The following is an 18,553-nucleotide window of genomic DNA, read 5'->3' as shown; positions in this document are numbered from 1 at the left end:
CATGACATCCATCGATCTTTCCCGGCGCGGCCTGCTGCGCCTTTCCGGACTTGCGCTCGCCGCCGGCATCGCCGGCTGCACCACGACTCCGCGGATGGCCGGGACGCCTTCCGACGGCGAGGACGAGACGGCGAGCGTGCTGCCGCTCGTCAACCAGCTCAGGGCGAAGAACGGCCTGCCGCCGCTTGCCGTCGATCCGGCGGCGAGTACTGCCGCCCTGTTCCAGGCGAAACGCATGGCGAGCGCCGGCAAGATGGCGCATCTGATGGGGATGACCGACAGTTTCGGCGCGCGCGTCAAGGCGAGCGGCGTCCGGCTGCCGGCGGCCGAAAACATCGCATCCGGCCAGCAGAGCGTCGATGCCGTGGTGACGGCCTGGATCAACTCGCCGCATCACCTGGAAAACATGCTCGGACGTTATGACGGCCTTGGCGTCGCCGTCGCCCATAATGCATCTTCCAGGAACCTGCCCTATTGGGCCATGGTGCTTTCCAGCTGAGGTGATTCCGCCTACAGCAGTTCAAGTGATGCAGCGTCTGTTGCGCGTCTGAAACGACGCGTGTCGCTGTCGCGACGAGGCCGGCATGGATACACGCAGCAATCACAACGCGCTTGCTTTTGACGTGACGCACCGGCTGGTGCTGTCGATCGCCCTTCCGATGACGCTCGGCTTCATGACGACGCCGCTGCTTGGGCTGACGAACACCGCCGTGGTCGGCCGTATGGGCAATGCGGAAGCGCTGGCCGGGCTGGCGATCGGCGCTATGCTCTTCGATCTCATCCTCGGCAGCTTCAACTTCCTGCGCGCTTCGACCACAGGCCTGACGGCCCAGGCCTATGGCCGTCGCGACCAGCACGAGCAGCAGGCAGTCTTCTCCAGGGCAATGATTTCGGCGCTCGGCTGCGGACTGGTGCTGCTCTGTCTTTCGCCGCTGCTGATGGCGGCGGGGTTGAGGCTGATGGGGGCGGAAGGAGCGATCGCCGAGGCGACCAGCACCTATTTTTCGATCCGCATGCTGGCGGCACCCGCAGCGCTGGCGAACTATGCCATCCTCGGCTTCGTGCTCGGGCGCGGACAGGGCAATATCGGACTGCTGCTGCAGGCGATCATCAACGGCATCAATATCGTGCTTTCCATCTATCTCGGCCTGACGCTCGATTGGGGCGTGGCAGGGGTCGCCTGGGGAACGATGGCCGGAGAAACCGTCGGCGCGCTCGCCGGGCTTTTCATCGTGCTGCGCGGCTTCGGCAAGGCAGCGCGGCCGGCATGGTCCGAGGTCTTTTCCCGGCACCGGCTGGCCGAGCTTTTCGCGCTCAACCGCGACATCCTGATCCGCACCTTCGTGCTGATCGGCGCCTTCACCATCATGACGCGGATCGGCACCAGCTTCGGCGCGGTGACGCTTGCCGCCAATGCGGTGGTGATGAATTTCTTCCTGCTGTCCGGCTATTATCTCGATGGGCTTGCCAATGCCGCCGAACAGATCATCGGCCGGGCGATCGGCGCACATTACCGGCCGGCCTTCGACCGCGGGCTGAAGCTGACGACCTTGTGGTCCTTCGGATTGGCAGCGCTCGGCTCCGCCTTCTTCTTCCTCGCCGGCCCTTGGCTGATCTCGGTGCTGACGACCTCACCCGAGGTGCGGCAGGCGGCCGAAACCTATCTGCCCTGGGCGGCGGTGACGGGCCTGACGGGCGCGCTCGCCTTCCTGATGGACGGGGTCTTCATCGGCGCTACGTGGTCGGCCGACATGCGCAACCGGATGCTGATATCTTTTGCCGGCTATCTCCTGATGCTCGCGGTCTTCGTGCCGCTCTTCGGCAATCACGGCCTGTGGCTGGCGATGAACGCCTTCCTGCTCTTCCGCGGCTTCTTCCTGGCGATGCTGGTGCGGTCGCGGGCCGATCAGACCTTCCGCGCCGCCCAATAATCCAGCCGGGTGTCGCGCAGGTCGCGGATCGAGGCGGCCTTTTCGCGGTCCAGGAGTTTCGACAGGCCGCGGACGATATCGCCGGCCAGGCTGGGGCCTTCATAGACCATGCAGGAATAGAGCTGGACCAGATCGGCACCCGCCCTGATCTTCTCCAGAGCGGTCTCGGCCGAGGAGACGCCGCCGACGCCGATGATCGGCAGGGCCGGGCCGACACGCTTGCGCATCCTGGCGAGCACGGAAGTCGACTTTTCGAACAGCGGCACGCCGGAAAGGCCGCCCGCCTCCTTCGCCTGGCGCTGATCCTTGAGGCCGTCGCGCGACAGCGTGGTGTTGGAGACGATGAGGCCATCGAGCGCATGCGAAAGCGCCTCGGCTGCGATATCGTCCATGCCTTCCTCGGTCAGATCAGGGGCGATCTTCAGAAAGACCGGGATCTTCCGGCCGGATGCCGCCGCCATTTCGTCACGCGCCGCAAGCACTGATGACAGCAGCACCGCAAGGCTTTCGCGTCCCTGCAGGTCGCGCAGGCCAGGCGTGTTGGGTGAGGAGATGTTGGCGGTGAAATAGCGCGCGACGGAATAAAAGCGGCGGATGCCGGCGACATAGTCGGCGATGCGGTCCTCGCTGTCCTTGTTGGCGCCGATATTGACGCCGATCATGCCACCGCCACTCAGCGCGGCGAGGCGCCCGAAGGCGGCGTCATGGCCCTCATTGTTGAAGCCGAGGCGATTGATGACGCCTTCATCCTCCACCAGGCGGAAGATGCGCGGGCGCGGATTGCCGGATTGCGGCTTCGGCGTCACCGTGCCGATCTCGGTAAAGCCGAAACCGAGCTTCAACAGCGCCTCCGGCACCTCGGCATTCTTGTCGTAGCCGGCGGCCATGCCGAGCGGATTTTCGAAGGTAAGGCCGGCAACGGTCTGGCGCAGGCGCGGATCGGGCGTCAGCTGGCAGGCGGGCACGAGGCCGGATTTCAAGGCAGCGATCGACATGCCGTGCGCCGTTTCCGGATCGAACAGGAAGAGACCCTTGCGGGCGAGACGTTTGAAAGGGTCGATCATGGCTGCAGCTCCGGGAAGACATGGGCGCCGGCTTCGTCGAGCGGCAGCGGCGCCTCCCAGAGCACGGTGGCAAGCGGCAGATCGGCGTAGAGGTGCGGGAAGAGATCGCCGCCGCGCGAGGGCTCGAAGACCAGCTTGTCACTGAAGCCGCTGCCATCGACGGCAATCAGCAGCAGGCCGGACTGGCCGGCAAAATGCAGGGCGGCAGTCTGCTTTACCTGGTCCGCCGTCGACAAATGGATGAAGCCATCCTTGAGATCGATGCCGGCGCCATGAAAAGTGCCGGTTTGTCTGGCTTGCTGCCAAAGCGTTTCCGTCACGATCTTGTAAAGGGTCGGTGTCAGGGTCATCATGGCCTCACGATGGGCTGTTCCTTAGTCACGAGGGCTTTGCCGGAAAGAGGCGGCGATGTCCACGCCCCGGCGCCGAAAAACGGGACAGCTGGAACAGAATTAGAGCATGATGTCGTCCGAAAACCGCGCACACTTTTCGGCATCATGCTCCAGAAAATCCGGAGGATGAGACGATGAAGGTTTTGATTCTGACGCTTGGCGTTTTTCTCCTGCCGTTGGCGGCCGCGGCGGCCGAAGCCGATGCCGGCCGCTTTCAGCTGGAGAAGAGCGGCGATCATTTCGTCCGGCTCGACCGGCAGACCGGCGCGATGTCGATCTGCCAGGACAAGGACGGCGCCCTCGTCTGCCGGATGGCAGCCGACGAGCGGGCGGCCTATGAGAATGAACTCGACCGGCTGGCAAAGCGGGTGACGGCGCTCGAACAGGGCAATGTCGCCCAGCGCGCGCTGCCGAGCGACGCCGAGGTCGACCGTTCGATCAGCATCATGGAGCGGATGATGAAGAGTTTCATGGGGATGGTGAAGGAGTTCCAGGCTGAGGAAAACACCAATCCCCTTCCGCAGAAGACCTGATCTGATATAGTCGTGCCAGCAAGCCGGCATGCAACGCGGAGGGATGACGTCGCATGCAAGGCATGATCGGGCTCTTGGGAGGGAGTTTTCGATGCACGAACAGACCATCATCATTGCGGACGATCATCCGCTTTTCCGCGATGCGCTGCGCCAGGCAGTGATCGGCATGGAAGGCCGGCAATCGATCGTCGAGGCCGGCGATTTTGCTGCCGCGCGCCGGGCGGCCGGCGACCATGCGGATGCCGACCTGATGCTGCTTGATCTCGCCATGCCCGGGGTCAGCGGCTTTTCCGGCCTGATGGCATTGCGATCCGAATTCGCCAGTCTGCCGATCGTCATTGTCTCGGCAACCGACGACGCGACGACGATCCGCCGGGCGCTGGAACTCGGTGCTTCCGGCTTCATTTCGAAATCCTCCGGCATCGAGGATATTCGCCGCAGCATCCAGACGGTGCTTGCCGGCGACATCGCCACGCCGGAAAGCTATCGCGACGGGCAGGAGCAGGATCCCGATGTCGCCGACCTGATCCACCGCCTGCATACGCTGACGCCGCAGCAGAGCCGGGTGCTGACCATGCTTGGCGAAGGGCTGCTGAACAAGCAGATCGCCTACGAACTCGGCGTCTCCGAGGCGACGATCAAGGCGCATGTCTCGGCGATCCTGTTGAAACTCGACGTCGACAGCCGGACGCAGGCGGTGATCCAGCTCGGCAAGATCAACATGGCGATGGTCGCCTGAGCGCAGCATTCGATAACAGGATTTTATTCCTCTTCTGTCTTTACTCGGGCGGCGCGGTCGGTTAATATTCCGCCGGGTTGGAGCGCGGCGTTGAATGAGCCGCGACGGAATCGCGCATGCTGTCACACCACCAGATCTGGGAAGCGCTCGACAGGCTTGCCGAACGGCACGAGCTGACGCCATCCGGACTTGCGCGGCGCGCCGGGCTTGACCCGACCTCCTTCAACAAATCGAAACGGCTTTCCGCCGATGGGCGGCTGCGCTGGCCTTCGACGGAATCGATCGCCAAGGTGCTCGACGCCACAGGGGCGAGCATGGAGCAGTTTATGGCCTTCATGCGGCCGGATGCCGGCTCTTCCGGACAGCAGGAAGGCGCATTTCCCCAGCGAGGCGGCTCCATTCCGCTGCTCGGCTTCGCGCAGGCGGGCGCCGGCGGCTTCTTCGACGATGGCGGCTTTCCGGCCGGCCAGGGCTGGGACGTGGTGGAATTTCCGGCCGCGCCGGCACAGAAATCAGGCGTCTATGCACTGGAGGTGCAGGGCGAGAGCATGATGCCGCTCTACCGCGACGGCGATGTGTTGATCGTCGAGCCGGGGGCGCAGGTGCGCCGCAACGACCGCGTCGTCGTGCGCACAAACGAGGGCGAGGTGATGGCCAAGGTGCTGCTGCGCCAGAGCCCGCGATCGATCGAGCTGATGTCGCTCAATCCCGAACATCCCAACCGTATCCTCGAGCTTTCCGACGTCGCCTGGATCGCCCGCATCATCTGGGCCAGCCAATAGGAAGATATTCCATGCGCCCTGCCGCCTTCATCACAGGTATCACGGGGATGGTAGTGGTGGTCGGCCTGCTGATGGCGGGCGAAGCAAGGCTTGGCAGCGGCGCAGCCAGCGAAGAGACGGCGTCCGCAGAGGAGACGGCGACAGCACCGGCGGATACTGCCCCCGAGGCCGGCAAGCCCGCTGCGATGTCGGACGACCGTGCCGAAATGATTGCTCGCTCGGTAGAACCGGCGGCCCCACCCGCTCCAGACCCAGGCGACGGGGTGACATCCAAACCGGCCGATGCACTGCTGCAAGCGGAGACGGCAGCCGGGAAAACGGCAAGTCCGGCGTCGAAAAAGGCGATGGAGCTGGCGCGGCCGGCGGTCGACAATGCCGGCATCCTCTCCTTTGGCGAGCGCAAGCTCCAGCTTGCCGGCATCGTGCCGACGCCGGTCGACAGGATTTGCGGGCCGGCGGAGCGGCAATGGCCTTGCGGCATGATGGCGAAGACGGCGCTGCGCCTGCTGTTGCGCAACCGCAGCGTCACCTGCGACCTCGACACGGCGGAATGGAAGGAAACAGCGACGACTGCCTGCCGGCTCGGCACACAGGATCTCGGCTCATGGCTTGCCGAAAACGGCTGGGCGGAAGCAGCGGCGAATTCGCCGCTCGCTGAGATCGCCGAGACGGCCAGGCAGGCAAGAAAAGGCATTTACGGCGACGATCCGCGCCGCAAATAACCGGCAGCCTTGGCAAGCGATCGGACAGCCCGGATCGGGCCGATCCCTTGTAATGGCTGTCGCCAATTCCTAATCTCGGCTGATCGAAAAAGGAATCAGAGATGAATAAGCCGCTTTCCGCCCATGATGCGCTGATCTACGTGATGGTGATGGCATCCGCCGTCGACAGCACGATGAACGACAGGGAACTGGAGAGGATCGGCCAACTGATCGGATTCCTGCCTGTTTTCCGGGATTTCGATGACGACAAGCTGATTGCGGTAGCGCGCGACTGCGCCTCGCTGCTTGCCGGTCCGGAAGGCCTCGACGTCGTTCTCGAAACCGTGCGCGACACCCTGCCCGCAAAACTTTACGACACAGCCTATGCGCTGGCCGTCGAGGTGGCATCTGCCGATCTCTCGGTCAAGGCGGAGGAATTGCGGCTGCTCAGCCTGCTGCGCGACCGGCTCGGTCTCGACAAGCTCACCTGCGCGGCGATCGAGCGCAGCGCGATTGCCCGGTTCCGCAAGGGCTGAAGGCTAAAGCATGTCGCGCAAAACTGTGCAGCGGTTTTGCGATAACGACATGCGAAAAAACAAAGACCTAAAGCGCGAGGAGCGAATCTGAAAGATTACGACGCGCTTTAGAGCGCGTCCCGCGTCTTTTAGCGGCTTCAATAGAGCCCGTAGGGAAAGTAGCGCAGATAGATTTCCTGGAGGCGGCCGTTGCGCGACAGCGTGGCGAGCGCGTGGTCGATGGCGGATGTCAGCACGCTGTCCTTCTGCCGCAGCATGATCGTCATGCCCTCGCCGAGGAAATGCTCCGAGAGATAGGGGCCGTCGAACAGCGCGCAGCATTTGGCCGAGGCCGGCGAAGAGACCCAGAAGGAAAGCTGCAGCGCATCGGCAAAGGCGGCATCGACCTTGCGGTCCCTGAGCGCCGCAAGCAGGGCGTCCTTTGTGTCGAATGGCTCGGCCTTGATCGCCGGGAAGAAGGCGGCCAGCATCGCCTCGTGCACCGTCCCCCGGACAACACCGACCGGGTGGCTGGAAAGGGCGGCAGCGGTCTTTCCGTCGAGCGGCACGGCGAGATTGCGCACGAAGCGCGCCGGCAGCATCAGATAGGGTCTGGAGAAGACGAATTGCCGGCGCAGCTCCGGGGTCACGGCAAAACCGGCGATGACGGCATCGCCCTGCGAGGCGGCGAGCGCGTCCCTGAGGTCGGCGAAGGGGATCGCCTGGATCTGGCACTTGTCTGAAATCTCCAGTTCGCTGCAGATTTCGCGGGCGAGATCGACATTGAAGCCGGAGAGCTTGCCGTTCTGATCGGTGAAATTGAAGGGCGGGAAATCGACCGACGTCAGGAAACGTAGGCGCACCAGCGAGGAGAGATCGGGCCTCGCAAGACGTTCGCGTGCATCGAAGAGCAGCGGCAGCGAGGGGGACGACTGCTGGGCGGATGCGGCAAAACTTGAAAAAAGCGTCGCCAGCAACAGGCCGAACGCGAAAAAACCCTTCAGAGTCAGGGATGCCGGCTTGGATTGCATCATCGTGATCTTGGTCTCTGGATTAAGCGCGAAGCACTGCGGCGTCGGCGAGATGTATCAGAGTCATGCCTGGTGGGGAATATGCGTGGAGGTGAGCTGGGTCGTGCTGAGGGCACGTCCCCTCTCCCCGTTTTTACGGGGAGAGGGTTAGGGTGAGGGGCAGCCACCGGCGCGGACCGACAGCCATGGCAACGCACCTGGACGACAATTCAGCCCCTAAAAATCACAGTCATCCGCCGCCCTCTGTTAGCGCGGAATTAAAGAATATCGCCTTTTATTTGTTGCGACGACATCGGACCCCGCCAGCCGATCGCATGATGCAAGCGTCAGCCCAAACGTAATCCCTCAACCGCGATATTGAAGCAGCGTTTTCTGCAACAATTGATTTCAAAAGCACCGGGCGCGCGATGCGCCCCGTCAATCGGGTGACATTTCCATGCTGAAACATCTGAAAATCCGCACAAAAATCATATCGGTCGTGGCGCTGCTCGGGCTGATCACCATGGCCGGGCTGATCTATGTCATCTCCGAGTTCCGCCGTGCGGACGCCGCCTATAGCGCTTTCATCGATCACGAGGCACAGGCTTCGATGCTGAGCGCGCGCGCCAGCGCATCGGCGGTGGCCTCGGTGCTGCAGGTCACCCTGCTTGCCGACATGAAGCCCGATACGCCAGCATTCCAGACGGCGCTCGCCACACCGAGCAAGCTGCCGCAGGCGCGTGACCGCATGAAGCAGGCGCTGGCGCTGGTGCCCAGCCGCAAGCCCGCGATCGATGAAATCCAGGCGGGCATCGATGAGATCGAAACCCTGTCCAACAAGATCATCGAACAGAGCAAAGCCAAGGACAGCGCCGGAGCGCTTTCGAATGTTGCCCTGATCAATGCCAAGCTCAATGCGCTGACGCCGAAGATGATCGCCAACAATGATGCGATGATGGTGATGCTCAACGATGGCGGCGACGCGCTCTCGGCTTCCGTCAACGGGCGGATCGTCTTCTGTTTCGTGCTGATCGGCATCGCCGTTCTCGCCGCCGTCGGCTTCAGCGTGTTCGTCGCCCAGAAGGGCATCGCCGGCCCGATGACGCGGCTGCGCCAGCGCATGACCCGGCTTGCCGAGGGCGATACAACGAGCGATGTCAGCGGCCTCGACCGCGGCGACGAAGTCGGCCAGATGGCAAAGGCCGTTTTGGTCTTCCGCGACAATGCGATCGAGCGTGGCCGGATTGAAGCGCGCGCCGAAGCCGACCGCAACGTCAGCGACAGCGAGCGCCGCGAACGCGAGGCGCAGAAGGTCCGTGAAGCATCCGAACTGGAACGCGCCGTCACCGCACTCGGTGACGGCCTGCGCCGCCTTGCCGCCGGCGATCTCGCCTCGCATATCGACGAACCCTTCGTCGCGCATCTCGATGCGCTGCGTGAGGATTTCAACAACTCGGTCGAGAAGCTCAACGAAACCCTGCATACGGTCGGCGCCAATGCCCGGGCGATCGGCGCCGGCGCCAATGAGATCCGCTCTTCCGCAGACCAGCTTTCCCAGCGGACGGAACAGCAATCGGCCTCCGTCGAAGAGACGGCAGCGGCGCTGGAGGAGATCACAACGACGGTGCGCGACGCCGCCAAGCGTACCGAGGAGGCGAGCCAGCTCGTCGCCCGCACACGCCTCGGCGCTGAAAAATCGGGCGAGATCGTCCGCAAGGCCGTCTCCGCCATGCAGCAGATCGAGAAGTCCTCAGGCGAAATCTCCAACATCATCGGCGTCATCGACGACATCGCCTTCCAGACCAATCTTTTGGCCTTGAACGCAGGCGTTGAAGCGGCCCGCGCCGGCGAAGCCGGCAAGGGCTTTGCGGTCGTCGCCCAGGAAGTGCGCGAGCTCGCCCAGCGCTCGGCCAAGGCCGCCAAGGAGATCAAGGCGCTGATCAGCACCTCCGGCACGCATGTGCAGACCGGCGTCTCGCTGGTCGGCGAAACCGGCAAGGCACTCGACGCGATCGTCCAAGAGGTGCAGGAGATCAACCAGCACGTCCACGCAATCGCCGAAGCCTCCCGCGAACAGTCGATCGGACTGCAGGAGATCAACACCGCCGTCAATTCCATGGACCAGGGCACGCAGCAGAATGCAGCGATGGTCGAGGAATCCACCGCCGCCAGCCACAACCTGGCAACGGAAGCGGCAGCGCTCAACAACCTGCTCGGCCAATTCAGGCTGACCGGCACCGGCGGCTTCACCACGAGTGCGCCAATCGCCACAGCAGTACCACGCGCTGCCGCCCGCCCGGCAGCCAGGGCAGCCCCGATCCGTGTCGCCCGCGAAGGTGCTGCCCGCCCGGCCGCCTCACCGGCCCGCGCGCTCGGCCAGAAGATCGCCAACGCCTTCGGCGCCGGCGGCAGCACATCGCCGAGCCAGGATCCCGACTGGACGGAATTCTGAGCCAGTCAAAACAGGCATTGGCAAGGGCGGCTGCGGCCGCCCTTGCCTTTTGGGTATCGTCTAACCCGGCCGCCAGCCGATCTCGACGAGGATGTTTCCGGGCGCCGTGCAATAAAAGAGCCAGCCGCCGCGCATGGCGGCCGGCGGACCGGACAGCGCAGCACCGGCAGCCGCAAGCCCGGCATGGACCGCATCGACATCCGCCCTTTCGGGCAGAATGAAGCCGATGTGATAGGTCTGGCGTCCGATCTCCACCTGATCGGCGGTGCCGAATTTTGCGATTGCGTGGCTGAGGACGATTTCGAGGCCGGTATCGTCCTCCAGGATCGCGAGGCCGTTCTGGCCGCGCATATCCTTCAGCGTTAGGCCGAAATGGCGGATGAAGAAATCCGCCGTGGCAGCAATATCGGGTACGTGGAAATCGAGGTGGTTCAAGCGCATGTCAGTCTCCGTTCGAAAAAATCCCGGGACTGCCTTTTTGCCGTCTCCGCACGCCGCCGGGATCCCGCATCTTCATGCGGATCACGTCGCGGGTTCTCGTGCCATGGCACGGAGCAGAGCTTCGCCAGAACGCTTAACGCTCCAACGGAAGGGATCGGGCTTACCTCAACCGATCCTGCCTTTTTCGACGATGCCGATCTAGCAGACGGCATCGATTTCGGCAATGGATGTGTCGGCGCGTCTGGAGGAACGGGATTCTCACCCTAATATCAATAGGTGGATGTCGCGTCCGGCCGCTCGATCACGACGTCCCCCGGGGATGCTTCCCAAAGGATTGAAGAGCGGCATGAGCATTCGTGTCGTGAACTCTCTCCGGCAAGGGGTAGAATGACACTATTCACGGCATTGGGAGGGATGGACATGAAACCTGCAATCATCGGCCTCGTCGGCACGCTCGTTCTCGCGGGATGCAACACCGTCAGCTACAGCGGACCGGGCCTCGAACCCATCCCCGGCAGCATCACCTATAGTGGCCAGCCGCGCAGCAAGCTCACCAAATCACCCCCCGGCTCCGCCTTCCCGCATGACTTCATCGACCAGTACGGCCGGGAGGTGGAGGAAACCTACATCATCCAGCCCGACCGGAGCCTGATCATCGCGCATCGGCAATACAAGCCGATCCGGTTTTTCGGGGATTAGGCTTGGTCGGCGTGGGATGACGATCTGCCTGAAACTTGTTAGATCAACCCGTCAGGGCCAGCCAATCACCGATCGTTTTTCCGTAACGCCGCGTGGAGCGGATGGCCGGAGCCGGCCGCTGTTGGGTTACCACCGTCCTTCGGATTTCACGCGGGCTCAGCCTGAATTCGTGGATGAAGGCGCGCGTAAAATTGGCGGCGACCTCGAAACCGGCGGCTTCTGCGATTTCTGAAATCGGCCTGTGGTCGGCCGGATTGCTGAGATCCGCATAGGCCTGCAGCAATCGCCGCTTGCGAATATAATTGAGCACGCCTCCGTTCGCCTCAAACAGCTGGTAAAGCCGCGTACGCGAAATCCCCAACGCGCGGCACATCATGTCCGGTGTCAAGTTTTCCGAATGGAGATTGACGTGGATGTAGCGGTGCGCCCGCTCCATCAGTCCCATGTTGGTCTGGTTTTGACCGGTATCAGTCCTTGTGGACGATGCGGCGCCCGCAACGACCATATCGCCGATGGTTTGGATGATCCGGGGCACTTCCTCTATCGTCAGATTGCCGAGGTTCGTTTCGAGGCCCGTGAGATAGCCCGTGAGCAACTCGGCGTGGCTGCCCGAAAGAACCGTGTTGCCGGCGCTCTGGAGAAGGCTCGCGTCGCGAGCCAGCAACTCATACGGCAGGAACACGAGCAAAGCTTCGGTATCGGTCATCCGTCCGCGATAGGGGCTGCCGAGAGACATGAAAAGTATCTCGCCGGCGCCGGTCTCGGTGACACGACGGTTGACCTCGGTCCAGGCTTGGCCGCTGCGCTGCAGGCCGACGTTCCAATGGTCGATGGGGCTCGATCGAAGCATGGCCTGATCGCGGATATATCTGTGGGCATGCGCGCGCTGCTGGACGATGAGGATATCGCCGAGATGCCAGCCGATCTGCTCTGCGAGGAACCCGTCTTCCGGTGATTTTCCCTCCGGCAGATGAACATCCACGAGCGGCGCCATATGTGCCCGCCAGGCCTGGAATTGTTCTGCCGGTGGCAGGTCCTGCGTCGAGAATCGCAGCGGCACGAGTGCAGGGGAGGCATGGGGTGGGCGTTCCTTGCGCATGGCCGGTTCACGCGGCCAGCGCCGCCGCTCCATATGCGCCGGCCGTTCCTGTTCCGCGGCAGGATCATCGTCGGATTCAGACCCTGTAGCCATCCAATTCCTCCAGCACATAACCCGACCCGAGCCATGGAAATTGAGAAAAGCAATTGTTTTTGCGGCTGAAATCTCCGCAGAACTCCATCTGAAAAAGCGGAAGTGCTCGAAAAGTCACCTCCATAAGTTGTTTATCATATTCCTTTTCGCACTGAAATGTACGGAGCGATAATTTCCAGGACGTGAGGATAACGACAATTGCCTCCCTTAGCTGTATCTAAATAAACATCGGTACTTTCCAAAAGAAAAACCGGACGAATAAAATATTCGCATGATCGAACGACTTAGTTTCGCGGGATTGCGAAGTAAAGATCGAAGATCCCATAGCAAAATCTGAAAACACGGGAGGTAGTCGTGAACTATCTTGGCAGGATTCGTGCGCGCTCTGTGCAAACTTCGGCTCGTGATGCAAATTATCCATCCGGAATATCTCGTGCTCCCAAGAGAGTTCTTGTCACCGGCGGTGCAGGCTTCCTCGGATCGCATCTGTGCGAGACGCTTTTGGCCGCCGGACACCAGGTGATCTGCCTCGACAACTTTTCCACCGGCATGCGGCGCAATATCGTCCATCTGAAGCGAGTCGATCGCTTCAATGTCGTCGCCCACGATATCGTCCACCCGCTCGATCTGGAAGTCGACGAGATCTATAACCTCGCCTGCCCGGCATCGCCCCAGCATTATCAGGCCGATCCGGTCCATACGACAAAGACCTGCGTGCTGGGCTCCCTCAACCTTCTGGAGCTGGCCGCGCGCACCGGCGCACGCATCCTTCAGGCATCCACCTCCGAAGTCTACGGCGACCCGAACGTCCACCCGCAGGTCGAAAGCTACTGGGGCAACGTCAATTCGTTCGGGCCGCGCTCCTGCTATGACGAGGGCAAGCGGTGCGCCGAGACGCTGTTCTTCGACTTCCACAACACGCACGGCGTCGAGATCAAGGTCATCCGCATCTTCAATACCTACGGCCCGCGGATGCGTCCGGACGACGGCCGCGTCGTCTCGAATTTCATCGTTCAGGCCCTGACGGGGCAAGACATCACGATATATGGCGACGGTTCGCAGACCCGCTCGTTCTGTTTCGTCGATGATCTCATCGGCGGCATGGTCCGCATGATGGCCTCACCGTCGTCGCTGACGGGACCTGTCAATCTCGGCAATCCGGGCGAATTCACGATCCGGGAGCTAGCCGAGCAGGTGATCGGATTGACCGGTTCCCGGTCGCAAATCATCCATCGCGCTCTGCCGGTTGACGATCCCCGTCAGCGTCGCCCCGATATTTCGCTTGCCATGCAGGAACTCGACTGGCGGCCGAAGATCGACCTGTCGAACGGCCTGCGTCAGACGATCGACTATTTCGATGGCCTTCTCACCCGTCCGGCACGCGAACTGGAGGCGGTCTGATGGATGCGCGCCGGGTCCTGGTCACGGGCGGTGCCGGCTATATCGGCAGCCACACCGCCAAGCTCCTCCGCTCGGAGGGGATTGAGCCTGTCGTCTACGACAATCTCACGACCGGAAACCGTTCGTCCGTGCGCTGGGGCCCTTTCGTCGAAGGTGATGTCCTCGACACGTCATGCCTGATCGAGGTCATCGAGAAATATGCTCCCGATGCCGTCATCCACTTTGCCGCCTCGGCCTACGTGGGCGAGTCCGTGCAAAACCCAGCGAAATATTACAACAACAATGTCTGCGGTGCATTGTCGCTTATCGATGCCTGCCGGCAGACGGGGCTTCAGAACATCATCTTCTCATCGAGTTGTGCCGTCTACGGCGTCCCCTCCGTGCTGCCGATCGATGAGACGTTGCCGAAGGCTCCGATCAACCCCTACGGCAAGACCAAGCTGATCTTCGAGCATATGCTCGCCGATTATGCGGCGGCCTACGGCCTGCGGTATGTTGCCCTGCGTTACTTCAATGCCTGTGGAGCCGATCCGGACGGCGAGCTTGGCGAATGGCACGTTCCGGAAACCCATCTCATTCCGCGGGCGCTGCTGGCCGCGGCCGGCCGGATTCCGCACCTGGAAATATTCGGCGATGATTACGATACCCCTGACGGGACCTGCATAAGGGACTATATTCACGTCGCAGATCTCGCGCGCGCCCATGTTCAGGCCTTCACCCATCTCGCCAAAGGCGGAGCAAACCTCGCTGTCAACCTCGGCACCGGGCGGGGTTTTTCCATCAGGGAAGTTCTGCGCGTGATCCAGGAAACGACCGGGTGCGAAGTCCCGGTCGTCATCCATCCACGCCGGCCGGGCGATCCGCCCAGCCTCTACGCCGACGCCAGTCTGGCCCGCGAGACGCTCTGCTTCCAGCCTCGATATTCCGACCTCGAAACCATCGTGCGGACGGCGGCTCCGTTCTTCGGACTGGAGGCGCGCGCGTGACCGAACTTGCGATTACCCAAGCGACGCATGCTCCGGAACCCTCCCACGAGCCGCTTCTTGTCCCGGTTCTGACCGGACATCGGCGGGCCGAATATCTGTTCTCGGCGGCCGTATGGGCCTGCGCCTTCGCCTATTTCTGGATCTGGTGGCTGGAGCCGCGCCATCACGTCGATGCTTTCGGCACAATTACGGTGAGCCTCGTTCTTGCCTGGGTTACCGCTCTGCCGGCCTATTTCATCGTCGTCTTCTATCGGGCGGCAAGACCGAACGGTCCCTTGCGCCTGCCGGCGGGCAGTCGAGTGGCCATGGTCGTGACCAAGGCGCCGGCGGAACCCTTCTCGGTCGTCAGTGAAACCCTGCTGGCAATGCTTGCCCAGGAGGTGGAACACGACACCTGGCTTGCCGACGAAGACCCTTCCCCCGAGACTCTCGACTGGTGCTCCGGGCACGGGGTCCTCGTCTCGACCCGCAAGGGACGATCCGATTATCATCGGACGTCGTGGCCCCGACGCACGCGGTGCAAGGAAGGCAACCTCGCCTTCTTCTACGACCACTACGGCTACAGCCGCTACGATTTCGTGGCGCAACTCGATGCGGATCATGTTCCCGCGCCCGACTATCTCTTCCACATGCTGCGTCCGTTCGCCGATCCAAAGGTCGGCTATGTCTCGGCCCCCAGCATTTGCGACAAGAACGCTTCCGAAAGCTGGTCGGCACGTGGAAGGCTCTATGCCGAGGCCAGCATGCATGGCTCGCTCCAAGCCGGTTACAATGGCGGCCTGGCGCCGATGTGCATAGGGTCGCATTACGCGGTGCGTACCGTCGCCCTCAAACAGATCGGCGGCCTCGGTCCGGAGTTGGCTGAAGACCATTCGACGACATTGATGATGAATGCCGGCGGCTGGCGGGGTGTGCATGCGCTGGATGCCATCGCCCATGGTGACGGCCCAAGAACCTTCAGCGATCTCGTGACGCAGGAATTCCAGTGGTCGCGCAGCCTGGTCATGGTGCTGTTGCGGTACTCGCCGAGCCTCGTCGGCCGGCTGCCGCCTCGGCTCAAGTTCCAGTTCCTCTTTTCGCAACTCTGGTATCCGCTTTTTGCGTTCTTCATGTTGCTCATGTTTGCGTTGCCGATCATCGCGCTCGTGCGCGGCCAGAACTTCGTGACGGTGACCTACCCCGATTTCCTGGCGCATTTCGCACCGCTTTCTATCGCTCTCGTGGTGATGGCTTATCGCTGGCGCGCCAGCAGCTCGTTCCGCCCCTACGACGCCAAGATCCTGAGCTGGGAATGCATGCTCTTTCTCTTCGCGCGCTGGCCCTGGGCGCTCGCCGGCACGCTGGCTGCGGTGCACGATTTTGTGACAGGCTCCTTCGTCGATTTCCGCGTCACGCCGAAAGGCCGGTCCGAAGTCGATCTGCTGCCGGTGCGTGTCCTGGCGCCCTACGCTTTGCTGGCGCTCATGGCGGTATTGCCCGCCCTGGCAATCGGCGATGCCGGCGCCTCCAAGGGTGGTTACTTCTTTACCATCCTGAACGCGGCAATCTACTGCGCGCTGCTGTTGGTCATCGTCGGGCGTCATTCGAAGGAAAATACGGTTGCGGCGGCCCCGCGTTTCTACCGTCCGGCCATGGCGACCGTGCTTCTTGCGCTTGTCGCGTTGCCGGGGGCTGCAACCATCATGCGCGGAAAGGATGCGACCGAGGCACTCGCCTGGGGCAGCGGCCGCCTTCAGCTGTTCGAAGAGCGCTACGCCGCCTCCGGTGCAGGCCGGGGCGGGACCGCCCTGCGCACGATCTTCTTCAAACCACGATGGATTTCCGATCCGGAGGAGATCCAACTGAGAACGGATGCCGCTCACCCGGATGTGCGGCCGAGCGTGGAGGAAATACACAATGCATAGCCCATCCAAAATAGCCCTGTTGTCGTTAACCGGCCTGTTGCTGTCGGGAGTCGCGGTCCTGCCGACCGCTCTGGGCAGTTCTGCCGAAGGGCAGCCGCTTGCAATGACGACATCGTCCATTGCGCCGCCGACCAAAATGCCGGTCGTCACTAAGGAGTCGATCACGTTCGGCGCCTATGATCCGCACGGAGATTTAGGCGCCTCGCCCGATTCGAAGATCGAACACCTCTTCCTGCCCTGGGAAGATGTCGATCTGCGCACGCTCGCCCTCGCCGACGATTATGCGCAAGCGCGTGGCCGCACCCTGCTGATCTCGGTCGAGCCCTGGACCTGGTCGACCGGTCGGCGCCAAACCTCGCAGGAACTGCTGCACAGCATCTTGGACGGTTCGCGCGATGCGAACATGGCCGCCGTCTGCTCGACAGCTGCCAAGCTGAAAAGTCCGGTCATCATTCGCTGGGGACAGGAAATGGACGAAACCGACAGCCAGTTCTCCTGGTCGCATTGGCAGGGCGCCGATTATGCCAAGGCCTATCGCCGGATGGTGGAGGTCTGCAAGGTCCACCTGAAGACGGCCAAATACATGTGGTCACCGAAGGGCAATGAGGGGCTTCAAGCCTTTTATCCCGGCAATGATGTCGTCGATCTCATCGGGCTCTCGGTCTTTGGCCTGGAGCAATACGACAGGGACAAGACTGGCCGTGACCAGACGTTTGCCGAGCACCTTGCGCCCGGATACGCCCGTGTCGCTGGTTACGGCAAGCCCATCATGGTTGCCGAACTCGGCTACGAAGGCGACGATTCCTTCGTGCGAAACTGGGCTGAGAGCGTAACGAAGCGCTATCCCCAGTTCCCGGCCCTGAGCGCCGTTATCTACTTCAACGACCGTGAAGTCTATCCGTGGCCGGACGGCTATGGCCGCCCCGACTGGCGGGTCGTCCGCGAAAGCATCAATTGAACAAGAAGGAACCTGACCATGTCCATGCTTCAAAAAATGCTCCTGGCGGCGGCCCTGACCAGCGGCATCGCCACGGCCGCGTCCGCTGCCGGAACCAATGAGCCTGCGGGGATCGAGACCGCAAAGCCGATGAGCAGCGCGGAAATCTATCGGCTCTACAACCAGAATTCCTGGATGTGGAAAGCCGGCGCCGGCTACTTCTCCACAAAGGCGCGTCGCTTTACCGCCTGGTCGCGGGAAAATGGCTCGCCGTCCTTCGGCATGGGCCGCTGGTTCATCACGGAGTCGGGGAAACTCTGCTTCAACGCCGACTGGCACGCCAAGACCGGAACGGCGACGGTAATCACCTGCTTCAGCCACCGCAAGAAGGGCGGCCTGATCTATCAGAAACGCGAACCGGACGGTCAATGGTACGTTTTCAAGAGGGCACCGGCACAAGCCACCGACGAATTCGCTAAGCTTCGCCACGGCGACTACGTGAGTTCTCAATTGGGGAGGATTGAGACGAGCGTCAGTAAGACCAAATAGGCGAAGCTAGGGGTTGCGCGCGGCCGAGGCGCCATCTGTGTCCTTGTAGGAGCCGATGCCTGCGCGCAACCCTTTTCATAAAACATCACGAAGCGCCTTCAAAAGGCGGCGAACGGACGGCCGGGGCCTCGAGCCCATCCCCGGAAGCATGACCTATAGCCAGCCGCGCACCAAACTGACCAAATCACCGGTTGGTCCGCCTTTCCGCATGATTTCATCGATCAATACGGCCAGCAGGTGGAGGAAACCTACATCATCCAGCCCGACAGAAGCCTGATCATCGCGCATCGCCGTTACAAGCCGATCCGGTTTTTCGGGGTTTGAG

General features: G+C 62.3%; 19 protein-coding genes and 1 pseudogene. 15 read left to right on the top strand and 5 right to left on the bottom strand.

Annotated elements, in window-relative coordinates; genetic code table 11:
• Position 1 precedes the first annotated feature (1 nt).
• Positions 2 to 499 carry a CAP domain-containing protein gene (locus CUJ84_RS01115; protein ID WP_105004873.1) on the top strand — a complete coding sequence of 166 codons (498 nt, stop codon included), beginning with the start codon at positions 2 to 4 and terminating at the stop codon, positions 497 to 499.
• An 85-nt stretch (positions 500 to 584) separates the two neighbouring features.
• Complete coding sequence (locus CUJ84_RS01110) at positions 585 to 1,931, top strand: MATE family efflux transporter (protein WP_105004872.1); 1,347 nt, start codon at positions 585 to 587, stop codon at positions 1,929 to 1,931.
• Here CUJ84_RS01110 and CUJ84_RS01105 read toward each other — a convergent pair.
• Entirely contained in the window at positions 1,907 to 2,995 is a 1,089-nt protein-coding gene (locus CUJ84_RS01105; RefSeq protein WP_105004871.1) for a quinone-dependent dihydroorotate dehydrogenase, read from the bottom strand. The genes CUJ84_RS01110 and CUJ84_RS01105 overlap by 25 nt on opposite strands.
• A complete protein-coding gene (locus tag CUJ84_RS01100) occupies positions 2,992 to 3,345 on the bottom strand; it encodes a DUF952 domain-containing protein (protein WP_105008060.1) in 354 nt (117 codons plus the stop codon). The genes CUJ84_RS01105 and CUJ84_RS01100 overlap by 4 nt, the downstream gene beginning before the upstream one ends.
• Before the next feature lie 176 nt (positions 3,346 to 3,521).
• Here CUJ84_RS01100 and CUJ84_RS01095 point away from each other — a divergent pair, with 176 nt between their 5' ends.
• The 5 genes from CUJ84_RS01095 (at position 3,522) to CUJ84_RS01075 (ending at position 6,678) form a co-directional block, all read left to right on the top strand.
• On the top strand, positions 3,522 to 3,920 hold the full coding sequence (locus CUJ84_RS01095; RefSeq protein ID WP_105004870.1) for a hypothetical protein: 399 nt from the start codon (positions 3,522 to 3,524) through the stop codon (positions 3,918 to 3,920).
• Positions 3,921 to 4,011: 91 nt separating this feature from the next.
• Positions 4,012 to 4,659: a response regulator gene (locus tag CUJ84_RS01090; RefSeq protein WP_105004869.1), complete on the top strand. Its 648-nt coding sequence runs from the start codon at positions 4,012 to 4,014 to the stop codon at positions 4,657 to 4,659.
• 116 nt (positions 4,660 to 4,775) lie between these two features.
• On the top strand, positions 4,776 to 5,441 hold the full coding sequence (locus tag CUJ84_RS01085) for a S24 family peptidase (protein WP_105004868.1): 666 nt from the start codon (positions 4,776 to 4,778) through the stop codon (positions 5,439 to 5,441).
• Positions 5,442 to 5,452: 11 nt separating this feature from the next.
• On the top strand, positions 5,453 to 6,163 hold the full coding sequence (locus CUJ84_RS01080) for a thermonuclease family protein (RefSeq protein ID WP_105004867.1): 711 nt from the start codon (positions 5,453 to 5,455) through the stop codon (positions 6,161 to 6,163).
• A 101-nt stretch (positions 6,164 to 6,264) separates the two neighbouring features.
• On the top strand, positions 6,265 to 6,678 hold the full coding sequence (locus CUJ84_RS01075) for a tellurite resistance TerB family protein (protein ID WP_018072434.1): 414 nt from the start codon (positions 6,265 to 6,267) through the stop codon (positions 6,676 to 6,678).
• Positions 6,679 to 6,815: 137 nt separating this feature from the next.
• Here CUJ84_RS01075 and CUJ84_RS01070 read toward each other — a convergent pair whose 3' ends face one another.
• Positions 6,816 to 7,691 (bottom strand): transporter substrate-binding domain-containing protein, encoded by an 876-nt coding sequence (locus CUJ84_RS01070; RefSeq protein ID WP_105004866.1) that lies wholly within the window; start codon positions 7,689 to 7,691, stop codon positions 6,816 to 6,818.
• 433 nt (positions 7,692 to 8,124) lie between these two features.
• Between CUJ84_RS01070 and CUJ84_RS01065 the strand changes: the two genes are divergently transcribed.
• Entirely contained in the window at positions 8,125 to 10,119 is a 1,995-nt protein-coding gene (locus tag CUJ84_RS01065; RefSeq protein WP_105004865.1) for a methyl-accepting chemotaxis protein, read from the top strand.
• Between the two features lie 60 nt (positions 10,120 to 10,179).
• Here CUJ84_RS01065 and CUJ84_RS01060 read toward each other — a convergent pair whose 3' ends face one another.
• Positions 10,180 to 10,560, bottom strand: a complete 381-nt coding sequence (locus CUJ84_RS01060) for a VOC family protein (RefSeq protein ID WP_105004864.1) — start codon at positions 10,558 to 10,560, stop codon at positions 10,180 to 10,182.
• 420 nt (positions 10,561 to 10,980) lie between these two features.
• Here CUJ84_RS01060 and CUJ84_RS01055 point away from each other — a divergent pair, with 420 nt between their 5' ends.
• Complete coding sequence (locus tag CUJ84_RS01055) at positions 10,981 to 11,259, top strand: hypothetical protein (RefSeq protein WP_012755938.1); 279 nt, start codon at positions 10,981 to 10,983, stop codon at positions 11,257 to 11,259.
• A gap of 43 nt (positions 11,260 to 11,302) precedes the next feature.
• Here CUJ84_RS01055 and CUJ84_RS01050 read toward each other — a convergent pair whose 3' ends face one another.
• A complete protein-coding gene (locus CUJ84_RS01050; RefSeq protein WP_105004863.1) occupies positions 11,303 to 12,451 on the bottom strand; it encodes a helix-turn-helix domain-containing protein in 1,149 nt (382 codons plus the stop codon).
• 354 nt (positions 12,452 to 12,805) lie between these two features.
• Here CUJ84_RS01050 and CUJ84_RS01045 point away from each other — a divergent pair, with 354 nt between their 5' ends.
• The 6 genes and pseudogenes from CUJ84_RS01045 (at position 12,806) to CUJ84_RS01020 (ending at position 18,552) form a co-directional block, all read left to right on the top strand.
• Entirely contained in the window at positions 12,806 to 13,852 is a 1,047-nt protein-coding gene (locus CUJ84_RS01045) for a UDP-glucuronic acid decarboxylase family protein (RefSeq protein WP_105004862.1), read from the top strand.
• Positions 13,852 to 14,838, top strand: a complete 987-nt coding sequence (galE, locus tag CUJ84_RS01040) for a UDP-glucose 4-epimerase GalE (protein ID WP_105004861.1) — start codon at positions 13,852 to 13,854, stop codon at positions 14,836 to 14,838. The genes CUJ84_RS01045 and galE overlap by 1 nt, the downstream gene beginning before the upstream one ends.
• Positions 14,835 to 16,742: a glycosyltransferase family 2 protein gene (locus tag CUJ84_RS01035; RefSeq protein WP_105004860.1), complete on the top strand. Its 1,908-nt coding sequence runs from the start codon at positions 14,835 to 14,837 to the stop codon at positions 16,740 to 16,742. Before galE ends, CUJ84_RS01035 begins: the two co-directional genes overlap by 4 nt.
• Positions 16,743 to 16,761: 19 nt before the next feature.
• Positions 16,762 to 17,700 carry a glycoside hydrolase family 26 protein gene (locus tag CUJ84_RS01030; RefSeq protein WP_105004859.1) on the top strand — a complete coding sequence of 313 codons (939 nt, stop codon included), beginning with the start codon at positions 16,762 to 16,764 and terminating at the stop codon, positions 17,698 to 17,700.
• An 18-nt stretch (positions 17,701 to 17,718) separates the two neighbouring features.
• On the top strand, positions 17,719 to 18,228 hold the full coding sequence (locus CUJ84_RS01025; RefSeq protein ID WP_105004858.1) for a DUF995 domain-containing protein: 510 nt from the start codon (positions 17,719 to 17,721) through the stop codon (positions 18,226 to 18,228).
• A 55-nt stretch (positions 18,229 to 18,283) separates the two neighbouring features.
• A pseudogene (locus tag CUJ84_RS01020) lies at positions 18,284 to 18,552 on the top strand (hypothetical protein).
• The last annotated feature ends 1 nt before the right edge of the window (position 18,553 follow it).

The sequence above is a fragment of the Rhizobium leguminosarum genome (genome assembly GCF_002953715.1).
Taxonomy (GTDB): domain Bacteria; phylum Pseudomonadota; class Alphaproteobacteria; order Rhizobiales; family Rhizobiaceae; genus Rhizobium; species Rhizobium leguminosarum_V.
Note: the sequence above shows the minus strand (reverse complement) of the source record. Positions and strands in the feature narration are given on the sequence as shown.

Bases quoted from the DNA above. Each gene is read 5' to 3' on its own strand.
- CUJ84_RS01025 (WP_105004858.1), top strand. From the start codon at position 17,719: ATGTCCATGCTTCAAAAAATGCTCCTGGCGGCGGCCCTGACCAGCGGC.
- CUJ84_RS01115 (WP_105004873.1), top strand. From the start codon at position 2: ATGACATCCATCGATCTTTCCCGGCGCGGCCTGCTGCGCCTTTCCGGA.
- CUJ84_RS01105 (WP_105004871.1), bottom strand. From the start codon at position 2,995: ATGATCGACCCTTTCAAACGTCTCGCCCGCAAGGGTCTCTTCCTGTTC.
- CUJ84_RS01055 (WP_012755938.1), top strand. From the start codon at position 10,981: ATGAAACCTGCAATCATCGGCCTCGTCGGCACGCTCGTTCTCGCGGGA.
- CUJ84_RS01070 (WP_105004866.1), bottom strand. From the start codon at position 7,691: ATGATGCAATCCAAGCCGGCATCCCTGACTCTGAAGGGTTTTTTCGCG.
- CUJ84_RS01080 (WP_105004867.1), top strand. From the start codon at position 5,453: ATGCGCCCTGCCGCCTTCATCACAGGTATCACGGGGATGGTAGTGGTG.
- CUJ84_RS01090 (WP_105004869.1), top strand. From the start codon at position 4,012: ATGCACGAACAGACCATCATCATTGCGGACGATCATCCGCTTTTCCGC.
- CUJ84_RS01075 (WP_018072434.1), top strand. From the start codon at position 6,265: ATGAATAAGCCGCTTTCCGCCCATGATGCGCTGATCTACGTGATGGTG.
- CUJ84_RS01095 (WP_105004870.1), top strand. From the start codon at position 3,522: ATGAAGGTTTTGATTCTGACGCTTGGCGTTTTTCTCCTGCCGTTGGCG.
- CUJ84_RS01085 (WP_105004868.1), top strand. From the start codon at position 4,776: ATGCTGTCACACCACCAGATCTGGGAAGCGCTCGACAGGCTTGCCGAA.
- CUJ84_RS01100 (WP_105008060.1), bottom strand. From the start codon at position 3,345: ATGACCCTGACACCGACCCTTTACAAGATCGTGACGGAAACGCTTTGG.
- CUJ84_RS01060 (WP_105004864.1), bottom strand. From the start codon at position 10,560: ATGCGCTTGAACCACCTCGATTTCCACGTACCCGATATTGCTGCCACG.
- galE (WP_105004861.1), top strand. From the start codon at position 13,852: ATGGATGCGCGCCGGGTCCTGGTCACGGGCGGTGCCGGCTATATCGGC.
- CUJ84_RS01065 (WP_105004865.1), top strand. From the start codon at position 8,125: ATGCTGAAACATCTGAAAATCCGCACAAAAATCATATCGGTCGTGGCG.
- CUJ84_RS01110 (WP_105004872.1), top strand. From the start codon at position 585: ATGGATACACGCAGCAATCACAACGCGCTTGCTTTTGACGTGACGCAC.
- CUJ84_RS01050 (WP_105004863.1), bottom strand. From the start codon at position 12,451: ATGGCTACAGGGTCTGAATCCGACGATGATCCTGCCGCGGAACAGGAA.